The sequence below is a fragment of the Planococcus antarcticus DSM 14505 genome, assembly GCF_001687565.2.
Lineage (GTDB): Bacteria > Bacillota > Bacilli > Bacillales_A > Planococcaceae > Planococcus > Planococcus antarcticus.
This window is the reverse complement of record NZ_CP016534.2, coordinates 1,124,664-1,135,416: the sequence shown is the minus strand read 5'-3', so window position 1 is coordinate 1,135,416 and position 10,753 is coordinate 1,124,664. Positions and strand designations below refer to the sequence as shown.

Below are 10,753 nucleotides of genomic sequence, written 5' to 3'. Positions count from 1 at the left end.
GCCGTCACTCTCCTGCCTGCATGCTGCGGCGAATTTTTTGAGCGGCTGCCAGTTGAAGTTCTGCAACAGATTGATCTTCCAAAGGCTCTAAAAAGCGGCTACTTTTCGGATGCCTATATAAATCCTTCAGTATCGATTTCCATTCTTCTGTATTCCACCCAACGATTGTCTGGACCAATGTGATTCCGAGCGTAGAAATTTCGGCTTCATTGTCTGCCTGTTGAAACTGAATCCCTTGAATCCAGATAAACTGATCCAGTGCATCCATCGATTCCCGCAAGGTTTCTAGCAGTTCGCTTTCCGGAATTTCAGCTAAAAGCTGAAAACTTTCTCTATCCAGCTCAGTAAACATCACATCAACAATTGCTGACCCTACTGCTTCACCTAAAAGGCTAAGCTCTTTTCGGCAGGCATCAATCAATTCATTCATGTGAAGCATTCCTCTGATTGAGATGGTCACCTGATCGAATTGAACCACTGATGTCGGAATGAACTCTAGGGAAGTATCTGTTTTTGACAAGGTCACACTGTGGAAACCTTTTGTTCCAGATTCCTTGCGGTAACGCCCTTGAATGTTCCCTGGGTAGACAATAGAAGGCTCCCGGTGAAGCTCTTGACGTTTATGAATATGCCCAAGCGCCCAATAATCATACTGTTTGTTGAGCAACTGTTCTTTTTTGAAAGGCGCGTAAACGGCATGCGTCGAATCACCTTCAAGACTGCCGTGAAGCATGCCGATGTGATAGGCTTCCGTATCTTGCGCTACCGGATACCGTTCAACCACCGATTCACTGATATGGCGTTTGCCATAACTAAAGCCGGTAAAGACCACTGGACCGCCTGCAGTTTCCAGTCTGAACTGAGATACCGAATCATCAAACGCATGGACATTCTTTGGAAGCTCAAAACGAGTCCAATTGCCGCTCAAGTGATCGTGATTACCGTAGCTGACAATCACCGGGATTTTCTGCTCCGCGAGTTGCTGCATTCCCCGCTGAAAGCGGGCTTGTGCACGGATGCTGCGGTCTTCTCCGTCGTAGATGTCTCCGACAACCAGCACAAAGTCGGGCTTATTATCCAGCGCATATTGAATAAGCCGATCGAAAGCATCCAACGTGCTGTCTTTCAGTTTTTTCCAATGCTCTTTCCGCAAGCCCTTCATGCCGATAAACGGGCTTCCCAAATGCAGATCCGCCGTGTGGATAAATTGAATGGATTCCATAATTAACCCCTTTAAAATACCGAATATTTGTTCTTATTTTACCATGTAAATCCCATAAAAAAAACTGTTTGCAGAAAGTTTCCTACAAACAGCTGGTTATGTTACTTAAAGCGAGCAAGGTTTAGGAATTGCTCCAGGTGGACGCTTTCTGGGAGGACGGCTTCAGCCACTTCCTGCGCTTTGCTCAGTCCAGGATCTTCAGCTCATACTGATCCCCCAGGAGTCGCCACCTTCCGCTCTTTCTTTTAAGGATCTTCTTGATAACATAGATTAGTTTTTTTCAGAGAAGCCTTTGTATCGATAGAAATACTTCATAATTGTCTATGAAAATATAAAGCAAACTGGCCTAGACGGTCATCTCCGCTATTTATTGTTGCCTAACCGGATCGCTTTCAGCGATTGAGAAGAGCCGTACATCAACACGCCCCCACGGTAAACACGAGCACCGAACCAGCCCAGGATGCTGATGGTCACCAGCATGATCCCTATGGACAGCAACGGCTCCCATAATGGCAGATCCAGCATGCCGACACGCAGGAACATTACTAAAGGTGCAAAGAATGGGATATAGGAAGAAACAGTCACATAACAGGCTTCCGGTATCGAGATTCCGGAAAATGCAATGACTGACCCAATAACGATCAAGATCATTATCGGTAGCATTAACTGCTGTACATCCTCTGTCCGGCTGACCAATGAACCCAACAATACTGCCAGCACCGCGCACAAAAAATAGCCCAACCAGAAAAAAAGAATAGCGAATAGGAATGTACTGATTTTGACTTCGGAAAAGCCCATGAAGCTGAAGAAGCCTTCAGTCAAATCCGTACCTGCGGTTTTTATGGCAAAATAGCCGGCTAACCCGAAAATCATCATTTGCAGAATGCCCAGGCTGCCAATGCCTGCAATTTTTGCGAGCATATGCTTAACCGGTGAAACACTGGAAATGAGAATTTTCATGACGCGGGAAGATTTTTCAGTCGCCACTTCCATGGCGATCATATTTGGATAGTAAATGACTGCCACATAGATGAGCATAATCAAGACATAGACAAGTCCTCTGGCTTGGCTCAGCTCTTCTTGAGATTTGGACGATTCCGAAATAGCCTGACGTTCAAATTCGACTGGCATGAACAGCTGGCCCACCTGGCTGTCATCCAAACCGAGCGATTCAGCAGTCAATGCCGTATGTATTGCCTAAACCGCATTTTCAATCTCAATACCACTTCCCAGTTCGTTAGCAGATTCCGAGATATAACGTGCGCCTAATTGACCTTTCTGTGTTAAAACCAACTAATCATCAATCGTACCTTCTGTAATGCTTTCCTGCAATTCATCTTCGGTCAAATAAGTCGGGACAGCTTTAATGCCGCTGTCCATCAAATCGAGCTGGGTCTGTAATTCTGGTACGAGTTCTGTAGTTTCATCAAGTACATGCAGCACATTCTCCTCAGATTCTTCACCATCAAAAACTGAAATGATATTCGGTATATTGGCCAACAGAAAAAAGGAGGCGACGACAACTAAGGTCGTAATGATAAAGGATTTCGTTCTTGCCTTGGTCATAAATGCCTTTTGGAAAATAACCCAGAAACTATGCATGATTTTTACCTTCCTTCGCAATGAAAGTTTCTTCCAAGGAAGGTTCTTCTACTGCAAAATGGCGAAGTGTTCCGAGATCCATTGCTTTAGCCAGCAAGACCTGTGCAACATCTTCATCCGTAATCTGAAACAAAGCACCGTCTTTGGTTTTGGTGAAATGATCGACACCCGCTATGGCATTCAAGCTGCTTAAATCAGCTACCATGTTCAAGCGAACTTTCTGCTTGCCGAATGACCGCTTTACTTCTTTTATCGAACCGCCTACTACCACTTTGCCGCGATCTAAAATGCTCAGTTCATCGCATAATTCCTCGAAGTGATCCATCCGGTGACTTGAAAAGACGATGGTCGCACCCTGTTTCTGAAAATCCAGAATGGCTTTTTTCAGCATTTCTACATTTACCGGATCGAGCCCCGAAAAAGGTTCATCCAATATCAACAAAGATGGTTTGTGCAAAAGCGACGCAATCAATTGAGTTTTTTGCTGATTGCCTTTTGACAACTCCTCCACTTTTTTCTGCCCGTAATGCGGCACTTCAAAGCGTTCCAGCCAGGTAGCGGTTTCGCGCTTGGCGTCCGCCTTCGACATCTTGCGAAGCTGAGCTAAATACACCAGCTGCTCTTCCACTTTCATCTTCGGATAGAGACCACGTTCTTCAGGCAAATAGCCAATTTCTGGACTGTTAGCATAAGTAATGGGCTTGCCTTTCCATCGGACTGTCCCATTCGTCGGATCCAGCAGTCCTAGGATCATCCGGAATGTCGTCGTCTTACCAGCGCCATTCGCCCCAAGAAATCCATGCATCCCACCTTCCTCAATCGACAGCGAAAGATTATCCACCGCCGTAAAATCACCGAATTTTTTGTCACCTGTTCAACATGTAAAGCCGTTTCCGTCCGCTCCTCTCTTTCTACTTACTACGAAGCCTTTGCCAAAATGTTTCAAGAATTTCAGGACTTTTCAAAAGAAATCATTTATACTTAAACTGAATATCCATTCAGAAAGGATTGATTTTGCTTGAGAACTTACAAACTGACCGCATTTGAACAAACAGGCAAACCGATAATGGACGAAACCTTTACAGCCGAAACAGATGAAGAGGCGCGCGATAAAGGAAAAGTTATCTTGGAAGAAAAAGAATTGACTAAACAAACGCACCGTCTGGCATCACCTGCTGGAAAACTGCTTCTTTTCCATTCATAGGAACTCAAAAAGCATGGCGGGAAAAATTCCGCCATGCTTTTTTTATTCACCTTTAAATTCTGGTTTGCGCTTCTCGACAAATGCCTGTATGCCTTCTAGATGGTCCGCTGACTTCCGCATTGCCGACTGCGCTGCCGCTTCCATCTCCAGCACTTTCTCCAATTCATCGACTTTTACTTGATGAAGGATATGCTTTGATGCAAGTTTAGCACTGACCGGCGACTCAACCGCTTCTGTTGCATAGCTTTCAGCTTGTTTGAGACCACGCCCTTCGGCAGTCACTTCATCGATCAAGCCTTTTGCCAAGGCATCATGTGCTTTTAAGGTCTGTCCTTCCCAAATAATCTGCTGAGCTTTCGGTACGCCGACACGTTCTTTCATGAAGAAATGGCCGCCGCCATCCGGCACTAGTCCGATGCCGATGAAATTCATGGCCAATTTGCTGTTTTCTTCGGCGATCACATGGTCACAAGCAAGTGCTATGCTAAACCCAAGCCCTGCCGATGCGCCGTGAATCGCTGCGATTGTAATTTGAGGAAGTGTATAAAGCGCTTTTGCCAAACGGCTGACATCCTTCATGACCAACTCGATGTCCATTGGATTTTCCGGATCCATCATTTCCTTAATGTCCCCGCCAGCTGAGAATGCTCTACCTTCTCCTCGTATGATCAAGACCTGTATTGTGCTGTCTTGCAGCAGAGATTCGAAGCAATCCGCCAATTCTTTCATCATTGTTCCGTTCATTGCATTCATCGATTTAGGACGATTCAATACCAGTTGTCCGATTCGTCCTTGTTTTGTCAATTCGATCGTTTCATACATAAAAAGAGACACCCCTTCGTAGAAATGAATTATCATTCACTTCTACGTATTCGGTGTCTCTCTCCAATATTCCTTTATTTCTGTAAAATTACATGCTTTCGTATAAAGACTGTACCGGTTTGATCAAGACACGGTTTACTTCTTCGATCATCTGGCTTAATCCCATTTCAGCTTCAAGCATTGCTAGAATTTTTTCATTTTGTTGAGCTTCTTGTGCAGTGCTTTGCGCGTTCATCATTTCTTCTTCTGTGATTTCTTGACCTTCTGTTTGTTTTTGCTGAAGAGAAATCTGTAAATCACGGAAAGTCTTAAACAATTCATTTGCTTCATTGTCTGCAGTTACTTGTGCAACAGCGTCCTCCAGTTTTTTGAACTCATCTGTTGAACGGAACGTGCCTTCTAATTTGTTGATGTCGTCGTAAATGTTTACTGTCATTGTCATCAATCTCCTCTGTAATTAGTTTAGTATCATGACAAAAACCCCTTGGAAGATTCCGATAAATCCTCCCAGAAAAGCGCCCAATACGGTAATCATCTTAAATTCTCTCCGTGATATCCCAAGCACCAATTCTTCTAAGCGGCTGAGCGGCAGAGAATCGACTTGCTCTTTCACCATACCTTCCATATCGATTCTCAATATGGTTTCTTCCAGTTTATGCTCTCCTTGCTCGAAGACAAAGTCTGTCACAAGTGGCGTAATATTGACACTTGTCCATTCTAACCCTCCAGGCCAAGTCTCTGCAAGTGTTGTGTTTAAACGCGCAGAAATCGCTGCTTTTTCACGCACATACTGCTTAACTCCCGCTAATGCTGTTTCAAAATCAAATTCCTTAAGCAGTTCGTCGACTCTGCGGTCTTGCGCTTTTTCCCACTCACTAAACGCCAAAGTCCCCATCAGCTCAAAGGTCCTCGGTGAATTGAGAAATTTGATAATTTCCGGTTGTATGCGATCGACTAAAGGCTTTGACTCGCCAAGAATCGAATGCAACATGTGGCCGAAACGACCGCGTGATTCCAGGAATTCGTCCAGCAGTGACTTGATGGTTTGTCTGCCGTGCGGCGATTCAAAATAAGCTGTTCCTTGATCAATCGCATACTGTACGCCTTCAAATAGCTTGGTCTCTGTTTCGACTTTCCAATTATCAGGCATTAGTTCACGGATCGTTTTCCCTTCGATATAAGATTGCAGAGAATCTTTTTGAAGTTCAACCAGCTCATCTAACTTGGCTTCTATTTTTACATCCATTCCACTTTGCCCTGCTGCTTGCAGCCAGTCATTAAAGGATTTCGGAGAATCAAACAAGTGCTTGCTCAGCTGCCGGTTAATCCACTTTTCTGTTTTGATATGCATTTCCCGATTGAAGAACCGCTTCTTGAATGTATCTGGAGTAAGTAGATGTTCTACGACTGTCCTGCCTAATTGACGGGATAATTCGTCACGCCGCTTTGGAATCAGTCCGGGTGTTAGCGGAACTCGCATTTTTCCAATATACTTTGCCTCGTAAGGCCAAAAGAGCATTTTAATCGCCAAGTGATTGGTGACTCCACCAATTAACGCGCCGACCACTGCCATAAAAGCTAATGTCCATATAATATTCACTATTGTCACTCATTTCTTTTTCTGCTTTGTGTATTCTTGGCATTCCCTTATAATGAAAGAGCAAGGCAAAGGAGGACCTGTATGCTTCAGCATTTTAAATTCAAGCCGATGTTCGAAAATAAACAACTACCAGGATGGGATATTTCCTTTTTTTATAAAAACGAGCGCATTACCGGAGAGTATCATCCGGATGGCAGCATCGTTTGGCGTTCAAAACCGCCTAAAGACGAAAAGACCATCAAAACAATGATTCACGAGCTAATGCTCTATCATGTATACGATTAAAGCGCTGGAAAGTTCCAGTGCTTTTTTTCGTTCGCTCTTCTAATTATAGGGAAGGCCGTCCGAATTTAACAGCGATAGCTTCGTGAACTATATAAGTTAAAGTAAAGACATAGCTCTTTCAACTCGATGAGGACGGGTAAAGGAAGAAATTGCTCGAGACGGACGCTTCGGGCCCACATCCTTTGGGCCCGAAGGCAGAGCTGGTTTGCGGAATACCGTCAGGGTGAAATCATTCGTTCAACTTACCTAATAAAAAAGGGAATGTCCCTTTACCCAACAGATTGGGTTTGGGACATTCCTGATTGAATTTTGTACATCTGGAAATAGGTGCCGCCGAGCTTCATCAAATCCTCATGGGAACCAGCTTCTGCAATCTCGCCTTTTTCCAACACCAGTATGCGATCGGCATTCTTGATCGTTGACAAACGATGGGCGATGATGAACGTCGTTCTGCCTTTTTTCAATACATCCATCGCGTGCTGGATAATTTCTTCCGTCTCTGTATCAATATTGGACGTTGCTTCATCTAGAATCAAAATGGATGGATCGAATGCCAATGCACGGGCAAAGGATACCAATTGCCGCTGCCCAGAAGAAAGTGTACTGCCTTTTTCAACTACCGGCTCATCGATTCCTTTCGGCAGGTGATTCAATACCCGCTCACCTCCAACCGCTGCCAGTGCATCAATCACCATTTCCCTGGTGATTCGCTTATCGCCAAGTGTCACATTCGATTCGATCGTTCCACTGAATAGGTAAGGATCTTGCAAAACAATGCCCATATGTTCCCTAACCGATTGTCTTGGCATGTCATTGATATTAACACCGTCAATTGTAATAGCACCTTTGGAGACATCATAGAAGCGGAACAGCAGATTCATAATAGAACTTTTGCCGGAACCGGTATGACCAACCAACGCCACTGTCTCGCCTTGTTTTGCTGTAAAGGAGATATCCTTCAGGACATATTCTTGTTCATTATAAGCAAACCAAACTTTTTCGAAACGGACATTGCCTTGATAACGTGCCAGCTTTTTATCTACTACTGCTTCGCCGCTTTGATCCAGCAACCGAAATACTCGCTCAGCCGCCACTAATGCCTGCTCAAGACGCCCAAACTGATTGACGATTCCGCTAATTGGATTGAACAACCGGATAATGTAGTCGATAAATGCATACAGCACGCCAACCGTTACCACTGTGCTGCCCGACATGGAAGCTCCTCCGAAATACCAAACAAATAAGATGAAGGTCATTGACCGCAACACCCCGACCAAATTATAGGAAGCCGCTCCTTCAAGCACCAATAATTTCTTCTGGTATTTGTAATGTTCATCATTCATTTCCTCAAATTCATCTTTCATCTTGCGTTCCCGGCGAAATGCCTGAATAATAGTCATTCCTTGGACCGACTCATTAATCATGGCGTTCATTTCACTGACTTTCTCCCGCACCACATGATTATAGCGAGCTGCATATTTGCGGTAAATCAGCATCCATATATACAGCAGTGGTATCAGCACCAATGTCATAGACGCCATTTTCCAGTCGAGATAAAACAGCGCAATATAAATCCCACCCATATACATGAAGCTCGTAGCAAATTGAGATAGCACTGTCACAAACAAATCGCGGATCGCTTCTGTATCGTTGGTGATGCGCGCTACTACTTTTCCCGCTGGCAAATTATCGAAATACCGGATCGGTAAAGTCTGTGTATGTTCATAGACATCATTGCGCATCTTTCGGATAATCCGGTTAGCTCCTTTTTGCAAAAAAATGGATTGCCAGTAACGGAAAATCGCCGTCACGATGGCAAGCAAAAAGAACAAAGCCAATAAATAAGCGATCGGCTCGAAGTTTATCGTGTCTCCTGCCACTGCAATGTGGTTGTCGATGATTTCTTTGGCAATCAGCGGTGCTGCTAGATCAGCAGCCACTGCAATAGCCAGCATCACTAATCCCCAAATAAGGATCCCTTTAAAATTCATTGCATATTGTACTAATCGTTTTCCTGTCCCCATGTTTACACCTCCTCGATTTGCTGTCGGAGGAATTGTTCGTTATACCATCCTTTTGTTTTCAGCAAATCATCATGAGTTCCTTCTTCAATAATCTTTCCGTCATCAAGTACTACGATCCAATCAGCATGCTTTACCGCAGACAGTCGGTGCGTGGTGATGATTGTCGTCTTGCCGGAGCGCTCTGCTTGGATATTTTCAATAATGCGAGCTTCCGTTTTCGCATCGACCGCTGACAATGAATCATCCAGAATCAGGATTTCAGGGTTTTTAATCAGTGCTCGCGCTATCGAAATTCGCTGCTTTTGCCCCCCGGACAAGGCAACTCCTTTTTCACCGACTAACGTATCCAAACCGTTTGGCAACAATGCCAGATCTTTTTTAAAATAGGATAGGCGGAGCGCTTCGATCAACTCTTCTTCGCTGGCATTTGATTTGCCGAAAAGAATGTTTTCCCGGATTGTTCGTGAAAACAAAACATGATCCTGCGGCACATAGCCAATCCAACTGCGCAATTGGTCTTTTGATAATTTCTTCAATTCGATGCCATTCATCAGAATAGATCCTTGTCCGGTTGGATACTCCCTCATGAGTTGCTTGACGAAAGTCGTTTTTCCGCTGCCGGTCTTGCCTACAATTCCTAATGTCTGTCCGCTGTTCATCGAAAGATTGATGCCTTGAAGATTAATGGAGCTTGACTGTGGATAAGTAAAGCTAAAGTCTTTGAATCCAATTCGCTCTGGACGACCCGTTTTTACAGGGTCACTCGGATCGGTTACATCTTCCGGATAATCCAATGTTTCATTGACCCGATCTAAAGATGCATTTCCCCGCTGCAGAATATTGATCAGTTCACCAATCGCAAACATCGGCCAAACGATCATGCCCAGATAGACATTGAACGCTACCAAATCCCCCAGTGTCATAGTTCCTTCTGCTACCAAAAATGCACCATAGCCAAGGCCCACCATATAGCTTATAGAAGTCAGTACTTTGGTCACAGGTGCAAACAAAGCGTCAATCCGCTCTACAGCCATATTTTTTTCATAAACGTCATCTGTCATATCAGCAAACTGCTTCTCTGAAGCTCGTTCCTGAACATACGCCCGAATTACACGAACGCCTCCAACCGATTCCAACACACTGTCGTTCATATCCCCGAACGCCTCTTGTGCTTCTATATAGCGGGCATGAATTTTCTTGCCCAGCATTTGCACCACAATTGCCAGAATTGGCAAGGGAATCATAGCAAGGAACGTCAACTCCCAGGAAACTAGCACGCCCATAGCGACAATGATGGTCGCCATGTACAAAGTCGAGTCCACCAGCGTCAAAATACCAAATCCAGCTGTCTCGGAAATCGCTTTTAAATCATTGGTGGCACGTGCCATCAAGTCGCCAGTTCGATTTTTCTCGTAAAAAGTCGGAGTCATCTTCAGAAAATGCCCCATTAGACTGGAGCGAAGCTGGCGTTCAATGACATATGCTCCGCCGAATAATTGATACTGCCAAACAAAATTGATCAAATAGGCCAGCACCATCGATATCCCCAAAACCGCGATATACTGCCACATCAATTCTGCAGTTAATTCCCCTTGCGCTATGGAATCGATAGCGATGCCGATCAGCCAAGGTGGAATTATTTCTAATATATTTGCAATAAAAAGCAGCGTAATCGCTGTGGTGTACCGCAGCCAATTTTCTTTAAAAAACCATTTTAATTTCCATAACACATCAAACATCTTTTACGCCTTCTTTCTTTTTTCCAATTCTGCTAATCGCCTTCTAGCGATTCCTTGACCCCGTTTTTTTCTTTATGAAGTATTGTCATCCACAACATCTCCCTATTGGTTTTGTTTATATAGTTTCTTAAACTGATCAAAACACCATAAAAGCGCAAGTAGCTCTGACAAGCAGAAGACAGTCCGGCACAGTGGTGTTTTTTGCCACGCGGCCGGGTTACTTTTTTACCCAAGCAATCAGGCGCTGCCACTGGA

General features: G+C 44.4%; 11 protein-coding genes. 2 read left to right on the top strand and 9 right to left on the bottom strand.

The genetic code is table 11. The features are described 5' to 3' along the window. Positions 1 to 4 precede the first annotated feature (4 nt). The 4 genes from BBH88_RS05635 to BBH88_RS05625 all read right to left on the bottom strand — a co-directional run bounded on the left by BBH88_RS05635 (position 5) and on the right by BBH88_RS05625 (position 3,665). Positions 5 to 1,222: a metallophosphoesterase family protein gene (locus BBH88_RS05635; protein WP_065537141.1), complete on the bottom strand. Its 1,218-nt coding sequence runs from the start codon at positions 1,220 to 1,222 to the stop codon at positions 5 to 7. A 363-nt stretch (positions 1,223 to 1,585) separates the two neighbouring features. After that, complete coding sequence (locus tag BBH88_RS19870) at positions 1,586 to 2,353, bottom strand: ABC transporter permease (RefSeq protein ID WP_330962180.1); 768 nt, start codon at positions 2,351 to 2,353, stop codon at positions 1,586 to 1,588. A gap of 162 nt (positions 2,354 to 2,515) precedes the next feature. Further along, entirely contained in the window at positions 2,516 to 2,824 is a 309-nt protein-coding gene (locus tag BBH88_RS19865) for an ABC transporter permease family protein (RefSeq protein ID WP_330962179.1), read from the bottom strand. Beyond that, positions 2,817 to 3,665, bottom strand: a complete 849-nt coding sequence (locus BBH88_RS05625; protein WP_006828362.1) for an ABC transporter ATP-binding protein — start codon at positions 3,663 to 3,665, stop codon at positions 2,817 to 2,819. The genes BBH88_RS19865 and BBH88_RS05625 overlap by 8 nt, the downstream gene beginning before the upstream one ends. Before the next feature lie 177 nt (positions 3,666 to 3,842). Between BBH88_RS05625 and BBH88_RS05620 the strand changes: the two genes are divergently transcribed. Continuing rightward, complete coding sequence (locus BBH88_RS05620) at positions 3,843 to 4,028, top strand: YhzD family protein (RefSeq protein ID WP_006828361.1); 186 nt, start codon at positions 3,843 to 3,845, stop codon at positions 4,026 to 4,028. 42 nt (positions 4,029 to 4,070) lie between these two features. Here BBH88_RS05620 and BBH88_RS05615 read toward each other — a convergent pair whose 3' ends face one another. From BBH88_RS05615 to BBH88_RS05605, 3 genes are all read right to left on the bottom strand, one after another. Beyond that, positions 4,071 to 4,850: an enoyl-CoA hydratase gene (locus tag BBH88_RS05615; protein ID WP_006828360.1), complete on the bottom strand. Its 780-nt coding sequence runs from the start codon at positions 4,848 to 4,850 to the stop codon at positions 4,071 to 4,073. 88 nt (positions 4,851 to 4,938) lie between these two features. Beyond that, positions 4,939 to 5,286 carry a YlbF family regulator gene (locus BBH88_RS05610; protein WP_006828359.1) on the bottom strand — a complete coding sequence of 116 codons (348 nt, stop codon included), beginning with the start codon at positions 5,284 to 5,286 and terminating at the stop codon, positions 4,939 to 4,941. 21 nt (positions 5,287 to 5,307) lie between these two features. After that, positions 5,308 to 6,450, bottom strand: coding sequence for a DUF445 domain-containing protein (locus tag BBH88_RS05605; RefSeq protein ID WP_006828358.1), 1,143 nt, complete (start codon positions 6,448 to 6,450; stop codon positions 5,308 to 5,310). Positions 6,451 to 6,531: 81 nt separating this feature from the next. Here BBH88_RS05605 and BBH88_RS05600 point away from each other — a divergent pair, with 81 nt between their 5' ends. After that, positions 6,532 to 6,735 (top strand): YheE family protein, encoded by a 204-nt coding sequence (locus tag BBH88_RS05600; protein ID WP_006828357.1) that lies wholly within the window; start codon positions 6,532 to 6,534, stop codon positions 6,733 to 6,735. A 269-nt stretch (positions 6,736 to 7,004) separates the two neighbouring features. On the opposite strand, the gene BBH88_RS05595 is transcribed toward BBH88_RS05600, so the two are convergent. Both BBH88_RS05595 and BBH88_RS05590 read right to left on the bottom strand, forming a co-directional pair. After that, positions 7,005 to 8,759, bottom strand: a complete 1,755-nt coding sequence (locus tag BBH88_RS05595) for an ABC transporter ATP-binding protein (protein WP_006828356.1) — start codon at positions 8,757 to 8,759, stop codon at positions 7,005 to 7,007. 2 nt (positions 8,760 to 8,761) lie between these two features. After that, positions 8,762 to 10,498: an ABC transporter ATP-binding protein gene (locus BBH88_RS05590; protein WP_006828355.1), complete on the bottom strand. Its 1,737-nt coding sequence runs from the start codon at positions 10,496 to 10,498 to the stop codon at positions 8,762 to 8,764. Positions 10,499 to 10,753 lie beyond the last annotated feature (255 nt).

What these genes read in the sequence shown, in the direction of transcription:
- BBH88_RS19865 (WP_330962179.1), bottom strand. Translation starts at nt 2,824, where the DNA reads ATGCATAGTTTCTGGGTTATTTTCCAAAAGGCATTTATGACCAAGGCA.
- BBH88_RS05590 (WP_006828355.1), bottom strand. Translation starts at nt 10,498, where the DNA reads ATGTTTGATGTGTTATGGAAATTAAAATGGTTTTTTAAAGAAAATTGG.
- BBH88_RS05595 (WP_006828356.1), bottom strand. Translation starts at nt 8,759, where the DNA reads ATGGGGACAGGAAAACGATTAGTACAATATGCAATGAATTTTAAAGGG.
- BBH88_RS05635 (WP_065537141.1), bottom strand. Translation starts at nt 1,222, where the DNA reads ATGGAATCCATTCAATTTATCCACACGGCGGATCTGCATTTGGGAAGC.
- BBH88_RS05600 (WP_006828357.1), top strand. Translation starts at nt 6,532, where the DNA reads ATGCTTCAGCATTTTAAATTCAAGCCGATGTTCGAAAATAAACAACTA.
- BBH88_RS05610 (WP_006828359.1), bottom strand. Translation starts at nt 5,286, where the DNA reads ATGACAGTAAACATTTACGACGACATCAACAAATTAGAAGGCACGTTC.
- BBH88_RS05615 (WP_006828360.1), bottom strand. Translation starts at nt 4,850, where the DNA reads ATGTATGAAACGATCGAATTGACAAAACAAGGACGAATCGGACAACTG.
- BBH88_RS19870 (WP_330962180.1), bottom strand. Translation starts at nt 2,353, where the DNA reads ATGCCAGTCGAATTTGAACGTCAGGCTATTTCGGAATCGTCCAAATCT.